Here is a 20218-nt window from a genome sequence, read left to right on the forward strand (position 1 = left end):
GAGACAGAGATATATGAAAGACAATAGTAAGTGGTTGAAAAGAATTTTTGCGGGCATATTAGTCTTGGTTTTGTTGCTTCCCATGGGGCCAAACACCCTCCATGCCGGTGTTCATCCTGCAGTACGTATTAAAGATTTGGCAGATATACAGGGTATTCGTTCGAACCAGCTCGTAGGTGTTGGTCTGGTTATGGGGTTACAAGGAACTGGAGATAAGGCAAAAATGTCTTTGCAAATGGTTCGTAACCTCATGAGTCAGTTCGGGCTTACAGTTGACGAAGGTTTGGTTAAAAGTAAAAATGTAGCCTCTGTTACAGTTACCTGTGAACTTCCTCCCTTTGCTCGGCCAGGGCAGCAAATAGATGTTACTGTAAGCACTATGGGCGACGCGAAGAGTCTTCAAGGTGGTACGCTCCTTCAGGTGCCTCTCAAAGGTGCAGATGGAAGGGTTTATGCTGTTGCGCAAGGGCCAGTTCTTGTTGGAGGGTTTTCTGCAGAAGGTGGAGCGGCCAGAATGTCAAAAAATGTTGTTACTGTGGGCAGGGTTCCTAACGGAGCCCTTGTTGAGCGTGATGTTCCTATGAACTTTTCTGCCAATGGAACAATTAGTCTTCTTCTGAAAGATCCTGATTTTACAACGGCCGAACGTGTTGCTCTGGCTATAAACTCCCGCTTTGGAGGGATCGCTTCTCCTATAGACGCGGGGATGATTCAGATTGTTATCCCTCCCCAATTCTCCTCTTCTCCGAGTTCGTTCATTGCAAATATTGAAAGGTTGACTGTTGAACCAGACATGGTGGCGCGCGTTGTTGTCAACGAAAGAACGGGTACAGTCGTTATGGGCGGAGATGTTAAAATCAGTACAGTGGCTGTGGCACATGGAAATCTTACAGTACGTGTGACAGAAAAACCTGAAGTTGTTCAGCCAGAGCCTTTTGCTACAGGAAGAACAGCTGTTCAGCCACGAACAGAAATAGCGGCGGAGGAACAGGCTGGAAGCCTCATCTCTTTGGGTGCTACGGCGACTGTTAGTGATCTTGTGAATTCATTGAATTCTGTAGGAGCGACACCAAGAGATATTATCTCAATTTTGCAGGCTGTAAAAGAAGCAGGTGCCCTTCACGGGGAACTTGTTGTCATGTAAAAGGAGTCTTTCATGAATAAAATAGATACAACAATGCAATCTATTTCTTTGCTGCAAGAAACAGGGCATAGAACAGAACAAAAGAAACAGCTTGAAGAAGCATGCCGTCAATTCGAAGGCATACTCTTAGGACAATTATGGAAAAATATGCTTCATGACGCAGAAGAAGTTGCAGGAAAAAAGCAAAAAAGAACTTTCGGCCCTTTAGAAGATCTTTCTGTCGAAATGTCGGCGGAAGCATTAACTAAACAGAACGGTGTTGGTTTGTGGAGAGTTCTTTACGATCAGCTTTCAGCCTCTCTTGATACGAATTCGTCAGACAATGAATCAGCTTAAAAGTATAGAGAGCGCTTGGTGGCGAGAGGGACTTTCCTTTACATGTTTGGGGTGTGGGCGCTGTTGTAGGGGAGAACCAGGCGCTGTTTGGGTTTCTGAAGAAGAAGAGAAGAAGATTGCCGAGTGGCTTAACATCTCCTTGTCTGTTTTCCGGGTTTATTATGAAACAAGGCGATGGGGGCCTCCGAGCCTTAAAGAAAAACAAGCTGGTGAATGTGTCTTTTACAATTCAGAACGGGCTCGATGTACTATTTACCCTGTTCGCCCAGCGCAGTGTTCTCTCTTTCCCTTTTGGCCTTCAGTTTTAGCTACGCCAGAAAGTTGGAGAAAAGCGGCCTTGCTTTGCCCAGGAATGAATGAAGGACGCTTCTACACCGCTATAGAAATAGAGGCATACTTGAATAAATTTCCGTCTGTTATTCCTACTCTGTAATTTTGCTGAAAATGAGGGGAGTCCTTTGTGACTGCCCTCATTTCGTGTTATTCTGTACATGAATACTATTTTATGAATGGGGGCAGAAGAGTGCAGGCCCAAATATGGTCTGATATGAATTGGAAACTTATTATTACACTCCTAATTGTGAGTGCGATCTTGGCCTACTTGGGAGATCGTATTGGCATGCGCATCGGTAAAAAACGGATTTCACTTTTTGGGTTACGGCCGCGCCATACGAGTCAAATTATTACTGCTCTCACCGGTGTTGTTATTTCTATAGGAATTCTGCTCACCATGTCTGTCGTGTCAGAGAACGTACGAACTGCCCTTTTTTCCATGAAATTTCTGCAAAGCCAAATTGTTAATTTAACGTCCGAGTTGCAAGAAAGTCGAGAAGAATCTCAACTTATGTCTATTCGTTTAGTGGAGAGTCAGACAAAGCTTGAATCCCAAGAGACAAAACTCAAAGAGATTCAACAAAAACTTGCGTCCGTACAACCTAAGGTTGAAAAAGCTCAGGAAGAATTAGCTTCGGTAAAAAGTGAAAAAGCAGCATTAGAGAAGGAAAAATTCAAATTAGACCAGGAAATAAGCTCACTTCGTCAGGAAGCTGACCGACTTCGTGAAGGATTAGTGCAGGTTCGAAGTGGAAGGATAGCAGTCTTTGCCGGCGAGCTTTTAGGTCAGCAGGTTATAGAGAGAAAAAGTTCTAAAGAGGATGTTGAATCTGCTTTTGAAGAACTTCATCATCGTGCGGAAATGGTTTTGTCTTTGCGTACAGGAAAACCGGCTGAAGAAATTGTTTTAGGTGTCGATCCTGAAACAGAGAAAAAGAAGATGGACGAATGTATAAATGCTCCTGCTCGTAAGTTTGTTCGAATTATTGCCGATGCAAACATATTACTGGGTGAAGACGTTCGGGTGCGGTACGAAGTTTATGACAGCCGCTTAGTCTATGAAAATGGTGAAGTTGTAGCTCAGCGGACGTGGGTTCCTAATAGTGGAGATGCAGAATCTTTCTTGCATAGCTTATTAGCAGAGGTAAATAGAAGGGCTGTTGCCGAGGGAATTATGCCAGATGCCGCAAGTGGCAAGGTTGGGGCAATGGATGCAACTGATTTTTTCGATGCTGTTGAAGAACTGCAAAAAGTGGAAAAAGCTGTAGATGTTACGGTTATAACATTAGATGATATATACACAGAAGGACCGGTGCGAATAAAATTCCATATCACGACACTTTAATCGTACCTCTTTATAAGGAAATACAGGAGGAGTATTGATGCTCATAGTAGCGTGTCAAATATGTGGCGAAACTAAAGTCTTAGCAGGGACCCCAGATGTAGATGGAGTTGCCCGTGCTATGTGGATTTGTCCAAAGTGCGGAGCAGGTCAAGTTGTCCAACTTCAAATATCTGCTGATGCTCGCAAATCGGATTTGCGTAAAATAGTTCATGGATTGGCGTTTCAGAAAGCGGTAAGTGTACATGAAAGCTAAACTGGAATATGCATTTTACGATAGTAAAAAGGCTGTGACGCCGGCAGAATTAAGAGATCTTTATCGCTTTACTCGTTGGGGACGAAGCCGTTCCCTTGAGGATATAGCTCGCATGCTTGAAGGAACCACTATGTGCTTTTCTGTTCGTCACGGTGAAAAACTGATAGCTTTTTGCAGAATTCTGACAGATTTTGTATTTAGGGGATCTTTATGGGACATAATGGTTCATCCCGATTTTCAAGGCAAAGGGATTGGGTCTGCTCTCATCGATTACGCCCTTTCTCATCCGGCTATACGGTCTATCCCCCTTATTTTGACGTATACGAGCGAACTTGAACCTTTCTTGGCTCAATATGGTTTTGAGCGAAATGAGGGAGCCTTAATGCTTTTACGACGTCCCATTGAATATTCCTAAATATTTTTGTTTCATTTGGGCAAAATGGATAAAGCAGATCATATGGCCTGTTGAATGTCCCGTATGTGGTCGAATTGCTTCTATCGGGTGTCTTTCTTGTCTGGAATCTCTTCTTTCTCATCCAGTAGAAAGAAAAATAGATGGTGATTTGACTCTTCTATCAGGTGCGTATCACCAAGATATATGTCGAGAATTAGTTTTAAGATTGAAATATGAAGGCTGGGGAGAGTTGGGGCATATTATGGGGCGAGCTTTGGCCAGAAGCATCTCTCAGGCGATAGGAGATGCTCTTGTCCCTATTCCTCTTCACAGACAAAGTAAACGGCCATGGAATCAAGCTGAGCTCATTGCACAGGGCATATCTCAAGAGTGGAACATCCCAGTCTTTAATATGCTCAAATGGAAAAAAGACAAAACCACACAAACTTCTCACTCCTCAATGGAAAGACGCACAATGCAAGATGATGTTTTTCATTTTTGCGGACAAAACAAGCCAGTTTACTCTGTAATCTTGGTTGATGATGTTTCTACTACTGGCACCACTCTTCGAAGAGCGGCATCTACTTTGAGAAAATATGCGATACATGTAGAGACAGCTATAACGTGGTCAACTTCTCTTCGTTATTTGCGCTAAAGCTACTTTGAAAGTATTCCGATAATAGATACAAGAAAGGGTAGAACGGGGTGATCATTATGATCGATAAGATTCATGGCATTTATGGCCCTAGCCCTGTAGGGAAGGTCAACGGCAAAAAACATTCGGGCCGTTCGGCATCAGAGGAGACTGACGGAGTTGAGTTTAGCTCTTTTGCTAAAGAGTTGGCAAAAGCGCGAGTTGAACTCAAGAAGATTCCGGATGTTCGGCTTGATAAAGTCGAAGACTTTAAAAAACAGATACAGGACGGACAATATCGGCCCGATATGAACAAGGTCGCAGAGTGTCTTATTAGGGCAGGATTACTCGACAAAGAGGAATAAATTGATGGATAGCCTTGAACTTTCGAAAATTCTTCTGCAGCAAACTGATGTTCTGCAGAAAATGCATGGTGTTGTAGTGCAGCAGAGAGAGGCGCTCAAGGAAGGGCGCCTCGAATTATTGCAACAGTTAATGAAAGATCAGCAGAATTACGCCTTTCAGGCAGAGACTTTAGAACGAGAACGTCAGAGAATATCTGGGCGTATTTCGTCTTTCTATCATTGTCCATCTACTATTGCTGATTTTTGTCAGAATATGCAGCCAGATGTTGCTAGGGAATTACGACAGGCGGCAGATGGTTTGCTGAGGATTGTTGGCAAATTACAGGCAGAGATGGCAATTCTTGCTCGGTTGGTAGAAGAAAGTCAGACGTTAAGCGAGATAACTATAGCTGAGTGGCGGCGTTTGGAGGGGCTGACTTCCTCTAAAAATGGTCTTGACGTATGCGGATAAGGGGGTTCCTTTATGTTTAATAGTTTTTTTGGCCTCGAAATGGGTCGTCGTGCAATGGATTATTTTCGAAGGTCTATGGAAACTGCGGGACATAACATATCTAATGCTGATGTAGAGGGCTATTCTCGTCAGAGAGTAGATGCTTCTTCAACAGATCCATTTACAAATCCCGGCCTTTCTCGACCCAACGTTCCCGGGCAAATTGGGACAGGAGTCAAAATTGATGCTATCCGCCGTCTCAGAGATGAATTCTTAGATCTTCAGTTTAGAGAGGAATCGTCTGTTCAGGGATATTGGGAGACGATGGAAAAGGCCTTGAATACGATAGAGCTTTATGTTAATGAACCGGCTGGTGAAGGTTTTAAAGTTGCCCTTGATGATTACTGGTCTAAATTACAAGAGCTACAGAAACGACCTGACGAGGCTTCTGTTCGAGAGGCTCTAGTAAGTAGTGCGCAGAATCTTACTGTATATATGGATCAGCTTGTAAGAAACTATGGAGAGTACCGTGTAGCTCTTGATAACGACCTTCTTTTGAAAGTGCAGCAGGCAAATGATTATATAGATCAGATTGGAGCTTTAAATACGACGATTGCCGAGATTCAGGGAGTTGGAGGAAATCCAAACGATCTTCTTGATCAGCGCGATCTTTTGACGGAAAAATTAAGCGAATTAATTAATATAAATGTTTCATTGCCATCTGATATGGATGATGGCGACTTCAAAATTTACCTTGATGGGAAACTATTGGTGCAGGGGGATAAAACAAGACATCTTGTAGCTGTTCCTGTACCTGGCAACGAGGGATTCCATGATGTGCAGGTGGAAGATAACCTTTTCAATATAGTTGATAATACTGATGTCCTCTATCTCATGCCGGGACAAAACGCTCCAGAAGGTGTTCATTCCCTCCAGGTTGATCGTTTAGCTTCTGAAACATCGTGGAAAGTTGGTGGAGGAGATTCTTCTTTTACTCCTCGCCTTCGTCCTCAATCACCGACAGAAGCATTGAATATCCGAGGAGCTTTTACTCTGAGCGTTGGCACGCAAGGGACGCTGTCAAAATCGAAAATAATGCCGTCTCAGACAGTTCTATCTTCTGGACAAGATGGGGACACATACTCCTTTCGGGTTGGAGCAGGTTCTGAGGAACAAATTATTTCAATTACGTGGAATGCAACTGACGGAAGATGGGATCTCTCTGATGGAACAAATACAGCGCAGTCTCTCAGTGGAGAATTGTCATTAAGTGATCTTAATAGCTTTCTCAATACAAGTCTTTCTTCAATGCAGGTTACTGCCTCTTTAGACGGAAACCAAATGACCATCCGTTCTATGGATGATCATCTTCTTTCAATAACTGATATAAAGGGCGGAATTGCTTCAAATTTAGGACTTACTTCGTCTGGTAAAACAGTATCAATAGAAGTTACTGAGGAAGATACTCTTGAAACTATCCGAAACAAAATTAATGGGGCTTTCGGAGAAGAAGATGGTGTTAGCGCTCCTGAGGAGTGGCTTCATGCGGCTATAGAAAAAGATGAAGTAACCGGAACATATTTCCTCACGTTGGAAAGCAATGTACTAGGTGAAGCGTCGCGGATTAACGTAATGGGAGATGAGAACGGCTCCCTCAATGTGGCTCGACGTCTTGGCTTTTTAGGTGATGATAATGCAACAAGTTGGTTAGAAACCTCCCAAGATGCAGCTTTTTCTTTTGACGGAAAAACATATCTTTCTTCAATGAATGAGATGAAAGAAGCGAGACGAGTTCCTCGGCAAGCTGACTATTCTGCAACTGTCAATGAGGAAATTTCGTCAGGCCTTCGTTTTGAATTGAGAGGGCTTGGAAGAGCTGAAATAACCATAAAGCATCATGTAAAAGGTGGTTCTATTTTAGGAACCATGGAAGCCAGAGATGACATGATTTTAAGTTTCAAAGATCAACTCGACGAGGTTGTCTATGGTCTCGTTACGGAAATGAATGCTCGTCATTATGCAGGTCATGGCATGGGTGATTCGAGCATGACAACTGGAATTGCCTTTTTTGAACCTATCTCTGGTAAATATGGAGCATCAGCGCACTTCTCTTTCAATATGGATTTGGATAAAGACCCCAGCCTTATTGCCGCGGCTAGGGGAGATGGCAAAGGTGCTTCAAGAGGAGAAGGAGACGGTAGTAATGCTTTGGCTCTTGCTCAGTTGAAACAGGCGAAAGTGCTTCAGAATGGTGCTGCTGATGTAAACGAATATTACCTCTCTTTCCTTGCCAGTTTGGGATCAAAGGGATTACAGGCCAAGACTATGGCGACGAACCAGCGTCATTTAACAGAACAGATAGACACACAGCGGCAGGCAACTATGGGCGTAAATATAGATGAAGAAGTGATGGATATTATAAAGTTTCAACAAGCCTTTAATGCTATGGCGCGATATATTACTACAGTGGATGAAATGCTTGATCGTATCATTAATGGTATGGGTGTCGTAGGCCGATAGGGGGAATCAGTATGACGCGTGTAACGAACTCGATGATGCATCAGACGTTACTTTCTGATTTGCATAAAAATTTAGCTCGAATGCTTGAACAGAGCCATCAGCTTACTACAGGAAAAAAACATAGCCGACCGTCAGATAACCCCATCGATGTGACACGGGAGCTTGGTTTGAGCACGTCTATAACAGAGAATACCCAATATCGTCGTAACCTTGATGACGCCGTAACATGGCTTTCCAATACAGATACATCAATGAACCAGATGACCGATATTGTTCATCGTATTCGTGAACTTGCTGTTTATGCTGGTGACGGTGCCCTCAGCCAGACTGAAATGGATGCAATAGCAGAAGAGATGGTGCAACTTCAGGAAGAACTTATAAATACAGCAAATTACTCCGTGGAAGGTCGGTATTTGCTGGCGGGTTTAAATACCTCTGTCCCCCCCTTTAAGAGAGATGATTTGGGACGAGTTATCTACACTGGAAATACAGAACATGTAGAGTTTGAGGTAGAGCGAGGTGTAGTTGGTCAGGTCTCTTTCCATGGGCGGGAAATTTTTCCTCAAAGTGGAAGGGATTACTCTATTCAGAGTCGTGCTTTGCCTATGGATTTCAGGTGGGAAGGCCGATCCGAAATTATACAGATAAAGGTTGGAGATCGTGTCGCAAAGGTGCGCATCCCAGAGCGATGGTCTGATGATCAGTTGCCTGGTATCGATCAGCCAACTGATGAAAATGGATTTCGAGATCAGGGAGAATTGAAGGGGTACACATTAGACCAGATAGCTGACATTATCAATACAAGCAAAGATATGGGAGACATTAGTAAGCTAGTTACAGTTCGTACTGTAACAGATTCTGCAAGTCAGGTTCAGCATCTTGAATTTGTAAGCCATACCGGTGAGCCTATTCAAGTGACAAGTTGGCCCGAGACCGATACTACTGAAACAGATCATAGCCATGCAGGGCTGGTCTCTCTTTTAGGTATGGAAACGACATTGCAAAGTGTAGAGTTTTCATCAGATACTCTTTCTCTTAGTGGAGGAGCTTTACATTGGCGGCTACAAAGCGGAGATAACAAAGCTGATTTGCAAATTGAAGCCTCTGCTTCGCTTACAGTTGATGAGTTGGCAGAACGCATACGTCAGGTAGCCGGAGATTGGTTAGAAGTTGTTGTTCAGACAGATAGTGCTGAAACGTCTTCAACTCTTGACGGCGAGGTCGCTACCAAGAAGTTGCTTTTGCGCCCTAAAGACAATGAACCGTTAGTTATTTACGATAAAGCGGGAACAAGTAGCGCTCAATATGCTGCTCAATGGGGATTGTCAACGGCGATGACAACGGAGCCAGGAGCGTCAGTTTCTTTTTCCACAGCAACAACTCTGGATCCAAATTTACCTGCCCTTATGAAGGTCTCAGTTGGCGATAAAGATTACACTGTAAAAATTTATCTTGAAGATGTCCGTTCAGCTTCAGGGGGAAATAGTGTTGATAGTTTAAAAGTACTTGAGCAGATTGTAGACCAGGTTGGTGACGATGTTTTAGGTATGGATATTCTTGATTCGTCTACACAATATGGGGCTTTATTCTCGAAAACTGGAGAGCCTGTCGTTCTTCGCGATATGAACTTCTCCGATCCTTCTTTTGCTGCTTTTTCTGGAGGTCTTGCCCTCCAGATGGGAGTGCAGACAGGTCTTACAGGAGGAAGTGGTGCGACAGACGATATGATAACTGCTGGAGGAACATTGCGCATCGCTACATTGGGCAAGACAGTAGACATTACCATAGATGCTGGAAGCACCCCTGAAGATGTGGCTAGGCGGATACGAGAAGCGGCAGGGGATTGGATAGATGTCTCTTACTATGATCCTCGCCCTGGAGAGAGTGGAAGTCAGATTCAATTTGGACTAGTAGCTAAAGATGGTTCTCCATTGACAGTTTACGATGTGCAGGGGACAGTAGCGAGTGACATAATGAATATGGATAATGCTATTAAGGGAACGGTTGATGTGTCTGGGTGGACACCTCCTGCTAATGGAACGTTCTCTATCTCTATTAATGGAATGGAACACACAATAGATCTTTCTGCCATATCCCCGTCTGAAGCAGGAAATCCTGTTACTATCGAAGACCTTGTTCATACGATTAATAGTCGTTTTCAAGAGCAGGGAGTTAAGGCCGAGTTAGTAAAAGATGGGGCAGATCAGTGCCTTGTACTTTGGTCTCCACAAGGGTTTTCAATAGAAGCCACGCAATCGGGAGACGATGCAACTGCCTTGCTGGGGGCTACTTCAGCCCAAACGGAGAATCGTGGTGGGATAGGCGCCTATTCTCAAAAAATAACTGTTCGTACGGGGGCAAATCAACAGAAAACAGACTTCTTTGGAGTAATTGAAAATTTGGCAAATGCTGTTCGTCAGCAAGATAGAGAAGGTATCAACTCTATAATGTTAGGTAAAATCGACGATTTTACCGATAATTTACTTCGTTGTCGAACTCGAGAGGGTGCCGTACAAAAAAGGTACACTTCAAACCAAAGTCGACTTCAACAGAACAATTTAAATCTTACGGAGCTTTATAGCAAAGTGTCGGATGTTGATTTAGCGGAAGCCTATACACAACATAAAATGACTGAAGCCATCTATCAGGCAAGTCTTGCCATGATGGCGCAGATCATACAACCTACTCTAGTAGACTTTTTACGATAATTAGTATGGAAAGCGGAGGTGACTGAGTGATGAGCCGCATTCTTGAAACAAGCCGTTTTGGAGAGTTGCAAATTGAAACTGAGGCTGTAATCAGCTTCCCGAAGGGGATTCCTGGTTTTGAGACCTATAAGGAATGGGTTATTGCCGGTGATGACGAAAATCCCATCAAATGGTTACAAAGTGTGACCGATGTAGATACGGCGTTACCAGTTATTTCTCCACAACTGGTGGTGCAAAACTATAATCTTCAATTAGCTCCAGAAGATTTGACCGATATAGAAGGGGATTTTTCAAAAATAACAGTGATGGTTATTGTTACGATTCCTCCTTCTGCTCCTTGGGAGATGACAGCGAATCTCAGAGCTCCTGTTGTGGTTAACCACGAGAAACGGTTAGCCAAGCAAATTATTTCACAAAATGAAGAGTATCTTATGAGGACTCCAGTGCTGCCTCAAAGTGTTAGAGAAATGATGAAGAAAAAGGCGGCAGGAGGAGAAAAGTAATGCTTGTCTTAAGCAGAAAAGCAGGAGAAGCTATCGTTATTGGCGAAAATATAGAAATATCTATTCTTGAAGTGCGCGGGGATGTGGTTCGTATTGGAATAGAAGCCCCGAGAGATGTGCGCGTTTGGAGAAAAGAGTTGTGGCTTGAAACGGCTCAAGAAAACAAACGAGCTGTTGCTCCTACTGCATTGGCTAAAGAAGCGGAAGATATTCTTCGCCAAACTCTTCATAAGGATAAAGAGGATGTTGATTAATGCGACTATTAACGCCGAATTTTGATTTATGGCAGAAAAACTTAGATGCTTTGCAAAAAAGTAATCCTCAAGCTGCCGAGTTGTTAAAATCCTATGCGGAAGCTGAAAAATACGGAACATTTACAATGAGTTTTGATGATAATGTTGTCGAACTTCGCAAGAGTGACGGGCGATTGCATTTTAGAGAATATCGCAAAAAAACTTTCATTGAAATGGACGGAGGCCGCAAAGAAGATATTAACCTGTACATTGGTTTTGGCCTGGGGTATAGTTTTGCTAGAACGATGAGTCAAGAACGTATGAACCGGGCTGTGATTGTTGAGACAGACCCGGCTCTTTTATATTGGAGCATGCATATCCATGAAATGGAAGGATTGTTAGCCAGTCCTGGAATTTCATGGGTTGTGGGTACAACATCTACCGACCGTGAAACCCAGTGGCGACAAGTATTTGAAAAGCATAGGGGATTGTTGAATGAGGCCCCCTGTGTTTTTATTCACAGAACTAAAGATGGAGAAGAAAGTGTTCAAGAAATACGTCAGATCATAAGTGAGTTTAGAACTGCTTTAAGTGGAGAGATGCATTCGCAGCTTATAGATGCTGATCGTGCATATAGTGAGATGGCACATAATATTGTAAATGGCTGTTTAGTGCATAAAAAAGGGATGTTTCCTCTTTCTTCTTTACAAAAAATGTGGAAAGAAAAGCCCATTATCATTGCCTCAGCAGGACCATCTTTAGATAAACAGTTGCCCTTACTTAAAAAAGCCCAGGATTATGCTGTTATTATTGCCAATGATGTAATAGCTGAGGGGTTATTTAAGGAAGGAATTACTCCTCATGTAGTTGTTGCCCTCGATTCTTCACGTTCTAATTATCAGCGTATGAAACCAATTATAGAAAACTTTAGAGAACAAGCCTCTCATACTGTTTTTGTAGCGGGAAGTAAGGTCCATCCGGCAGTTGTTTCGAAGTGGCCGGGGCCTATATCATTAACTAATTGCGATGCTCTTGGTCCTTACCTGGCCAAGATAATGGGAATGCCGGATATTCGAAGCGGATTATGTGTAAGTCATTTGTGTTACCATCTGGCTGAAACATTACATCCCTGTGAGATTGTTTTTATCGGCCAAGATCTTTCTTATGGTGTTGACGGAAAAACTCACGCATCTTCCTTTGGGCACTATCGTTATGGTCGTAAAAATTTTGCCAAAGTTCAAAGTTGGGATAAAAGTACCACTGTTGATACCAATAATCATTGGTATGCCTTCCTTATCTATTTCGAGCGTTGCATAGCTGATGCAACAATCCCTGTTTATAACTGTACAGAAGGTGGCGCATGGATTGAGGGAGCTAATCATGTCCCCTTTGCTAGTCGTGTTGAAAATTGGAAGGAAATAGGTCTTACTTCTGTGGCATATGCAGAAAAGCAACAGCAGGTTATGAAGGGAGGACTCTCTTCTGAGGGTGCCCTTTATGTTATGAACGAAATGTTATCCTTGCAAAAACGATGTTTTGAGATTTCTGAACGTGTTTGTAACGTTTGTAACACAGGGCAGCAAATGTCGTTAAAAAATTTAAGGATGACTTCTCTTTCTCTTCTTAACGAGTGGAAATGCCTTTGGCGTGAAATTCCTAAATTAGCAATAGGATTGCAGTCTATAATTATATTTTCAACCTCAGGAAAGTATTGGAATACCCCTTTCCCTGATGGGTGGAAACATAAAGATTTTATGCTTTTCTGGTCTCAGGTCTATGACGATATATCTGTTGTTTTCACATATTTGGGAAAGCTTTTTTATATTTGGAAAGAACTCTCGGAAAGTAACGAGAATGATCGAAGTTCTGCACGGAATATATGGAAAGAAATAGTCGAAGGAAACGATGATTGGTGGAATCCATGGATTGAAACATCTTTATTAGAAGAACGTCCTTCTAAAATTGCTCGACTCTTGTTAGATGGGTACCTAGCTGGTCTCGATAAAGATTTACGTCTCTTTACAGATTGGATTGCTTCAGAATATACAGGCTTTTTCGGAGAGTGGTGTGTCGCCTGGAAGAATTTTATTGATGGGGAACTTGATGGTTATATTGAAATGGCACGTCTTATCTTTGCGGTTCGGCACGAGGCTTATAATGTTCCAGAAAAAGAACTAGATGGTGCTATGAAATTAGTTCAGTTACTTCCCTCTCTTTTGCGTAGTTTTGCAGTTCATATTAGAAAGAGTCGACAGGGGCAACAGATTTCTTCCCTCTTCCCATCCTTGCTTGCAACTCTTCTTGACGGTGAAGCTTATTTTTGGGAGGGGGATATATCTTATAATGACTCTTTTATTTCTCTTTTGAATTCGTTGCCTACTGATCCTTTTCATGATTGGTTCAAGAAAACGGCAGGAGGAAACTGGGCAGCTTGGACAGCAGAACGTATTATGATGAATGTATCAAAAGAAGAACAAGAAAAAGTTGAACAAAAAATATTACTTTGTTGGAATATTTCTCTTAAGAAAGCAGAGAAAGTTGTCGATATATAAATATAAGTTTTAGAAAAGGAGGTGAATTCCCCAGAGGTGTAATGTTTTTGTAGTAAGATGATTCGTTTTTCAAGGAAGAATCAACAATTAACCTCAAGGAGGAGGAAATAATAATGCGAGTATATCATAATATTCCTGCACTTTTTGCTTACAATTCTGTAAGCCAGACAAATGGTTCTCTTCAGAAATCCATTAACAAACTTTCCACAGGTCTTCGTATTAATAGCGCTGCTGACGATGCAGCGGGACTTGCCATCAGTGAGAAGATGCGTGCACAGTATAAGGGATTGGATCAGGCTGTCAGCAATGCTCAAGATGGTATTTCTATGATTCAGACAGCTGAGGGTGCTCTTAACGAAACACATTCTATTTTACAGAGAATGCGCGAGTTAAGCGTTCAGGCTGCAAACGATACACTCACATCTCAGGATCGTCAGTACATCCAGCTTGAAGTCGACCAGCTTCGTGATGAAGTTGACCGTATTGCTGGAACGACTCAGTTCAACAAAAAGAAGTTGCTTGATGGTTCTGCATCTGTGCTTTGGTCCACAGACGAGCTTTCTACTAAGGTTTTCGTACGTGGCGGACTTCGTACTATTGACCAGTATGGCCAGAAGATCGTAGCTGAGGGCAACTATAAACTTTCTGTTGAGGCTAAAGCTGGTCAGACACAGGTACAGAAGAGTGACATTTTCAAGGTGAAACATGATGATGTCATTGCTGATGTTTCTGGTAAAGAAGCTCTTGGTATTAAAACTCTTTCTGGAGAGGGTCTTGTCCATGCAAGCGCTAACGCAACTTCCGTAAAATTAAATGCTACCTTGACTGGTGCAAGAACAACAAGTGTTGCTATTAGTCATAGCTTTGGAGTTCAGGACGGCGTACCTACAGGCTTCTTGAATTTCCTCAGCAACGCAACAGAGACATTGTTTACTGGAAATGTCGTTAATGGTTCCACATTGTGGGAAGTAAAAGCTGTTAACGGCGAGAAGATAACCTTTAACGTAAAGGTCCAGACCGTGGGATCTACAGCCGGAGCTGTTATGCAGAGCGCTGAAAAAGATATTACAATCGATTTCGCGGCTGCAGATGGAGCTTCTGCTCTTGACGCACTTACAGCAGCAGGTCTTTCTTTTAATGCATTAACAGGTGCTAATGTTGCTACCTCCATGAATGCTAATTTGAAGGTTGGAGAGCAGTTCGTAGTGAACGTTAGCCGTCAGGCAGCAGATGCTGCTGAAGATGGCCTGAAGTTCAGCGTTACAGCTGATGGCGTAACCAATACTCAGGAGATGCAGTTCTATTTTGCCGATGATGCTTTGAACGATACGCAGAAAGAGCTTAAATTCTGGGCATTCGACGAAGATGGAACAGCTCAGCTCTCCACATATAAATTTGATATGGGTACATTAGCTGCTGGCGAGGCTACCTTCCGTCAGTTAGATGCTGGCGACGAGGCTTATGAAGATGTCAGCTTAAGAGATCTTGATAAGTTCTGGGATGCTTCTTCTGGACGATTCCTTATGGATGATCCTCAGACAATTAAACTTGTACAGGGTGACGGCAAAGACGCGAGCATCACTTTGTACAGCCAGGATACACTTGGCGATTTGGCATTAAAGCTGAATAACGCGATCTCTTCTGGATTGGATCAGATTAAAGTTTTGGATGCTGCCAATCGCGATGAGAACAAAGGAAACTTTGTTAAATTCGTCGAAGATGATGCCGATAATACCCCTTATTCTGTACGTGGAACATTGGTCATTTCCAGTGCTGTAGCAGGTAAAGCTGGAAATATCAACTTTATCGGTGACGAAGATGTCGTTAAAGCTCTCAGCTTGAACGAAGTTCAGAAAGCTTCTGAAAACACCTTTAACGTTAAGGTAACCAATGCTCATACCGGAACAAATGTAAACCAGGTTGAAGTAACAGGCAATCAGCTTGTTGGAGTAGTACATCCTAACGTAGATATCGAAATCGACGCTATGGCTGGCTTAGACGCAGCTTGGGATGATGCTGCTAAAAAGTGGACCGTTTCTTCTTCTGGTACATATGATACAACTGTTCACCTTGCCGATAATACAACTGTTTTCCAGATTGGTGCCAATGAAAAAGAAGATATGGGAGTCTATATTGGCGATATGAGTACACGTTCCCTTGGTTTGAACAAAGTACTCGTAACTGACAGAGATTCTGCCAGCCGCTCTATCACTGTCATTGATAGTGCTATCGACAGAGTTTCTAGCCAGAGAGGCAACCTTGGTGCCTATCAGAATCGCTTAGAGCACACCATCAATAACCTGACCACAGCCAGCACAAACCTGACCGCTGCTGAAAGCCGTATTCGTGACCTTGATATGGCAAAAGAGATGATGAACTTCACGAAGCTCAACATCCTTATGCAGGCCGGTAACTCCATGTTGGCCCAGGCGAACCAGCTGCCCAACGCTGTTATGCAGCTGCTTCGGTAAGACAAACGAGAGAATAAAAAACATTTTGAGAGGGGCTTTAGCCCCTCTCTTTTCTAGCAGAGGATGGTGGCGGATTTATGAACATTTCCTCAAAAGCGGGATTTCGCTCCAGTCCTGTTGACGCGACACTCTCTCCTTTGTCTATCCACCAGCAGGCCGGGGGTAGTTCAAACAGAAGCAATACTTTTCATAATGGAGTTCCTTTTTCCAAAAACGAAAAGGAACTAAAGAATGTCCTTACCCAAGCAGAAGAAATAGTTCAAATTTTTGATAGAAACTTAAAGTTCAAGTATGTTAAGGAAGCGGATCTTTTCCAGGTAGAAGTTATAGATACGGTTAAAGATGAAGTTGTTCGAAAGATCCCACCTGACGAAGTTGTGAACTTAGTAAAACATGTTGAAGATCTGCTAGGGATGCTCTTTGATGTAAAAGGATAAAAAGAAGGAGTGCAAATTGTTGTAGCTGTACGACTTTTTGCACTCCTGTTGGTTTCTCTCAAATTTTCGATTTACCGGTCACTCCCTTCTTCTAATAATAAGTAATTGAGGTGTCTACTAATTATGAAAAGTCTGAGAGCTTTACATATAGCGAGTTTTAATGGAAATATCGGAGATAACGCCAATCATAATGGCTTCAGAAGCAAGTTGGAATGTTCGTTGGGATCCCCCATCCAATATAAGGAACTTGAGATCAGAGAATTCTATCAGTCGTGGAATATCAGAGATTTCAACAGCAGGGATTTTGTGAGTTTGTGCAATAATTTCGATTTTGTGGTTATTGGTGGTGGAAATTTCTTCGAGTTAAAGTGGGACTATTCATGTACGGGTACGACTATAAATATAAGTACTGACACCTTAAATCAAATAAAAGTTCCCATATTTTTTAATGCTTTGGGATGTGATGTTGCTAAAGGTGCTTCCCAAAGTGCGATTTCTAAGTTTGAGTCTTTCTTAGATGTTATTACAAGTTCGGATAAATATATGGTAAGTATCAGAAATGATGGTTCTTACAAAACTTTAAACGATCTGTATGGGAATAAATATAATGAGAGTATTTATAGAGTTCCTGATGGTGGTTTCTTTTTCAAGACGAAACCTTTTTATTATCCTGAATTGAACCCAAAATATAAATCGTTAGGAATAAATATCGTATCAGATATGAAAAAGGTGAGATTTAGTAAGCAACAGATAGAAGGAATTGAGTATGAAGAGTTTATTGAGAGTTTTGCGAGAGTTATCAATAATTTTTTCTATGCATACGAAGGATATCAGATTATACTTTTTCCTCATATTTATAGCGATTTAGAGGCTATATATAAATTATTAGAGAGAATAGACGATAGATTTAGGCGAAAAAGAGTTGTTGTGGCACCCTACTTAACTGGTGAAGGTGCTGATGAATATATTTTTGGTTTGTATAAACAATGTGAAGTTATATTAGGGATGCGTTTTCACAGCAATGTATGTTCTATAGCTCAACAAATACCAACAATTGCGTTGAGCAGCTATAAAAAAATAGTAGATTTATACGATGAATTACAGTTGTCAGATAGAGTTGTAGAGGTAAATAAAAGAGGATTTGATAATAAACTTCAAAACCAAATAGAGTTTACATTAAAAAATATAGAAGATGTGAAAAAAAGATATGGCATTGTGAACGCGAATCTTTTGATTAAGGGAAAAGCTTTTTATGACGAAGTAAAAAAATGGTGCATGAAAAATGACATCATTTAACGGTTAGTTTTTTATATGGTGCTACCGATAATATAGACGGTACATTGTGATTAGAGGTGGAAAGAATGCCCTTTTTTAGATTAGGAGAACGTTGCGTTGGTGACGGCTACCGCCCTTTGGTTATTGCAGAAATAGGCATTAATCACGAAGGTGACATAAATAAGGCTTTTCGTATGATTGATGATGCACGTCTTGCTGGCTGTGAATGTGTAAAGTTTCAATCCCATGTAATAGAAGATGAAATGGCTCCCAGTGCAAAAAACATTGTTCCTTCAAATGCAGAAGAGTCTATCTGGGATATTATGAAAAGATGTTCTTTTTCTGAAGCAGAAGAAGCCCAATTGAAACAGTATGTAGAGAAGAAGGGGCTTTTCTTTTTAAGTACACCCTTTTCCCGAGCTGCAGCTTTACGACTTGAACGTTTAGGGGCTAAAGCTTATAAAATCGGCTCAGGGGAGTGCAACAATTACCCCTTGGTAGAACTGGTTGCTTCTTTTAAAAAGCCTGTTATTTTAAGTACAGGGATGAATTCTATCGATTCGATAGGTGTGTCTGTAGATATTTTAAGAAAGTATGATGTTCCCTTTGCTCTTTTACATTGCACCAGCATGTATCCCACTCCATACGCTAAGGTGCGTTTAGGTGCACTAAAACAGCTGAGAGAAGCCTTTCCTGATGCTGTTATAGGGTTGTCTGACCATTGCGAAACCATATATCCTTGTTTAGGAGCAGTGGCTCTCGGCGCTTCTATTTTAGAGCGACACTTTACTTCAGATAAATCTTGGCCTGGTCCCGATATTCCCATATCCATGGAACCTCAGGAGTTGAAAGAGCTCATTATTGCTAGTCGTGCTATTTATGAGGCATCAGGCGGAGAGAAAGGTATACTCCCGGAGGAACAACCTACAATAGATTTTGCGTATGCTTGTGTCGTTGCAGAAAAGGATATAGCACAAGGTGAAGTGCTTACTGAAGCGAACATTTGGGTAAAGCGACCAGGAACAGGAGAAATTTCAGCAAGTGAATATAAGGCTATTTTAGGGAGAAAAACTAAAATAGCCATCCGTGCAGGGAGTCAGCTCCGATGGGAGGATCTTCTATAGTGAAAGAGAAAAAAACGATTCTGTTTATCTCTGGAACGCGAGCAGATTATGGCAAGTTAAAACCTTTGATTCGTGGAGTGAAGCAAGCACCCTCGCTTGAATGTAAGGTTTTCGTTACAGGAATGCATACGTTAGCTAGATATGGTTACACCGTTAATGAATTTGAAAAAGACGGCTTATCTGAGAATATTCACGTGTTTATGAACCAAATATACGGGGAGCCTATGGATTTGGTTTTGTCTAATACGGTTGCCGGATTATCTAGGTACGTTCACGAAGTTACGCCAGATATGATCGTTGTTCATGGGGATAGAGTAGAAGCCCTGTCAGGTGCCATAGTGGGCTCATTAAATAATATCTTAGTAGCACACATTGAAGGTGGCGAGATTTCTGGGACTATAGACGAAACTATACGTCATTCCATAACTAAACTTGCTCATCTTCATTTTGTTGCTAATGAGCAGTCTGCTCAAAGATTGGTTCAGATGGGGGAATGCAAGAAATCTATTTACGTTATAGGATCACCTGATATTGACATAATGCTTTCGGAGTCTTTACCTTCTTTAGAAGATGCTCGCCAACGTTATGAGATCGAATATGACCGATATGGCATATTCATGTTTCATCCCGTTACCACAGAAATTGACTCTTTGAAAAATCAGATTGATGGTGTCTGTCAGGGAGCTGAAAAAAGCGGAAAGAATTTCATCGTTGTCTACCCAAATAATGATCCTGGGTGTGACATTATTCTTGATTCATACAAAGACTTGCAAAAATCGTCACATTTCAGATTTTTCCCCTCTTTGCGTTTCGAATTTTTTCTTACATTTCTCAAGAATGCAGATTTTATATTGGGGAATTCCAGTTCTGGCATTCACGAAGCACCAGTTTATGGCATCCCCACAATAAATATTGGCTCACGTCAGAACGGAAGAATCTCTCTCCCTTCGATTATAAACGTTCCGGCAGAGAGCAGTGCTGTTGTGCAAGCTATAGATAAGGCAACAGAAATGAAGAACAATAGAATCGCGTCTTCTATGCAATTTGGAGATGGACAGAGTACAAAACGTTTTGTAGCAGCTTTATCAGGAAAAAGTATTTGGGAAACGTCACGTCAAAAACAGTTTCAGGATCTACTTTCGTGGAAAGCAGGGGTATAAA

Annotated in this window: 19 protein-coding genes; all 19 read left to right on the top strand. The window is 41.9% G+C overall.

Features of this window, described 5'->3' with window-relative positions; translation table 11 throughout:
* The first annotated feature begins 13 nt into the window (after nt 1–13).
* The 19 genes from VB083_RS09100 to neuC all read left to right on the top strand — a co-directional run bounded on the left by VB083_RS09100 (nt 14) and on the right by neuC (nt 20217).
* Nucleotides 14–1144, top strand: a complete 1131-nt coding sequence (locus VB083_RS09100) for a flagellar basal body P-ring protein FlgI (RefSeq protein WP_213690601.1) — start codon at nt 14–16, stop codon at nt 1142–1144.
* Between the two features lie 12 nt (nt 1145–1156).
* Nucleotides 1157–1480: a hypothetical protein gene (locus tag VB083_RS09105; RefSeq protein ID WP_307879486.1), complete on the top strand. Its 324-nt coding sequence runs from the start codon at nt 1157–1159 to the stop codon at nt 1478–1480.
* Complete coding sequence (locus tag VB083_RS09110) at nt 1467–1913, top strand: YkgJ family cysteine cluster protein (protein WP_213696099.1); 447 nt, start codon at nt 1467–1469, stop codon at nt 1911–1913. The genes VB083_RS09105 and VB083_RS09110 overlap by 14 nt, the downstream gene beginning before the upstream one ends.
* Before the next feature lie 90 nt (nt 1914–2003).
* Nucleotides 2004–3158 carry a DUF3084 domain-containing protein gene (locus tag VB083_RS09115; RefSeq protein WP_213690600.1) on the top strand — a complete coding sequence of 385 codons (1155 nt, stop codon included), beginning with the start codon at nt 2004–2006 and terminating at the stop codon, nt 3156–3158.
* A gap of 37 nt (nt 3159–3195) precedes the next feature.
* A complete protein-coding gene (locus VB083_RS09120; RefSeq protein WP_213690599.1) occupies nt 3196–3411 on the top strand; it encodes an alcohol dehydrogenase in 216 nt (71 codons plus the stop codon).
* The gene (locus VB083_RS09125) at nt 3401–3826 is read left to right on the top strand and encodes a GNAT family N-acetyltransferase (protein WP_213690598.1); all 426 of its coding nucleotides are present in this window, start codon (nt 3401–3403) and stop codon (nt 3824–3826) included. The genes VB083_RS09120 and VB083_RS09125 overlap by 11 nt, the downstream gene beginning before the upstream one ends.
* Nucleotides 3813–4460 carry a ComF family protein gene (locus VB083_RS09130; RefSeq protein WP_213690597.1) on the top strand — a complete coding sequence of 216 codons (648 nt, stop codon included), beginning with the start codon at nt 3813–3815 and terminating at the stop codon, nt 4458–4460. The genes VB083_RS09125 and VB083_RS09130 overlap by 14 nt, the downstream gene beginning before the upstream one ends.
* 59 nt (nt 4461–4519) lie before the next feature.
* Nucleotides 4520–4804 carry a flagellar biosynthesis anti-sigma factor FlgM gene (flgM, locus tag VB083_RS09135; protein WP_213690596.1) on the top strand — a complete coding sequence of 95 codons (285 nt, stop codon included), beginning with the start codon at nt 4520–4522 and terminating at the stop codon, nt 4802–4804.
* Nucleotides 4805–4808: 4 nt separating this feature from the next.
* Complete coding sequence (gene flgN, locus VB083_RS09140; RefSeq protein WP_323401992.1) at nt 4809–5255, top strand: flagellar export chaperone FlgN; 447 nt, start codon at nt 4809–4811, stop codon at nt 5253–5255.
* Nucleotides 5256–5267: 12 nt separating this feature from the next.
* Nucleotides 5268–7754 carry a flagellar hook-associated protein FlgK gene (flgK, locus tag VB083_RS09145; RefSeq protein WP_323401993.1) on the top strand — a complete coding sequence of 829 codons (2487 nt, stop codon included), beginning with the start codon at nt 5268–5270 and terminating at the stop codon, nt 7752–7754.
* An 11-nt stretch (nt 7755–7765) separates the two neighbouring features.
* Complete coding sequence (gene flgL, locus VB083_RS09150) at nt 7766–10462, top strand: flagellar hook-associated protein FlgL (RefSeq protein ID WP_213696095.1); 2697 nt, start codon at nt 7766–7768, stop codon at nt 10460–10462.
* A gap of 29 nt (nt 10463–10491) precedes the next feature.
* Complete coding sequence (gene fliW / locus VB083_RS09155; RefSeq protein WP_307880078.1) at nt 10492–10965, top strand: flagellar assembly protein FliW; 474 nt, start codon at nt 10492–10494, stop codon at nt 10963–10965.
* The gene (gene csrA / locus VB083_RS09160; RefSeq protein WP_213690591.1) at nt 10965–11219 is read left to right on the top strand and encodes a carbon storage regulator CsrA; all 255 of its coding nucleotides are present in this window, start codon (nt 10965–10967) and stop codon (nt 11217–11219) included. Before fliW ends, csrA begins: the two co-directional genes overlap by 1 nt.
* Nucleotides 11219–13750 (top strand): motility associated factor glycosyltransferase family protein, encoded by a 2532-nt coding sequence (locus VB083_RS09165; RefSeq protein ID WP_323401994.1) that lies wholly within the window; start codon nt 11219–11221, stop codon nt 13748–13750. The genes csrA and VB083_RS09165 overlap by 1 nt, the downstream gene beginning before the upstream one ends.
* A 113-nt stretch (nt 13751–13863) precedes the next feature.
* The gene (locus VB083_RS09170; protein WP_213690589.1) at nt 13864–16221 is read left to right on the top strand and encodes a flagellin; all 2358 of its coding nucleotides are present in this window, start codon (nt 13864–13866) and stop codon (nt 16219–16221) included.
* A gap of 77 nt (nt 16222–16298) precedes the next feature.
* Nucleotides 16299–16658, top strand: coding sequence for a flagellar protein FlaG (locus VB083_RS09175; RefSeq protein WP_213690588.1), 360 nt, complete (start codon nt 16299–16301; stop codon nt 16656–16658).
* A 123-nt stretch (nt 16659–16781) separates the two neighbouring features.
* Complete coding sequence (locus tag VB083_RS09180; RefSeq protein ID WP_213691985.1) at nt 16782–17954, top strand: polysaccharide pyruvyl transferase family protein; 1173 nt, start codon at nt 16782–16784, stop codon at nt 17952–17954.
* Nucleotides 17955–18019: 65 nt separating this feature from the next.
* Nucleotides 18020–19057, top strand: coding sequence for an N-acetylneuraminate synthase family protein (locus VB083_RS09185; protein ID WP_213691986.1), 1038 nt, complete (start codon nt 18020–18022; stop codon nt 19055–19057).
* Nucleotides 19057–20217: a UDP-N-acetylglucosamine 2-epimerase gene (gene neuC, locus VB083_RS09190; protein ID WP_213691987.1), complete on the top strand. Its 1161-nt coding sequence runs from the start codon at nt 19057–19059 to the stop codon at nt 20215–20217. Before VB083_RS09185 ends, neuC begins: the two co-directional genes overlap by 1 nt.
* Nucleotide 20218: the final 1 nt, after the last annotated feature.

It is taken from the genome of Aminobacterium sp. (assembly GCF_034926885.1).
Classification (GTDB): Bacteria; Synergistota; Synergistia; order Synergistales; family Aminobacteriaceae; genus Aminobacterium.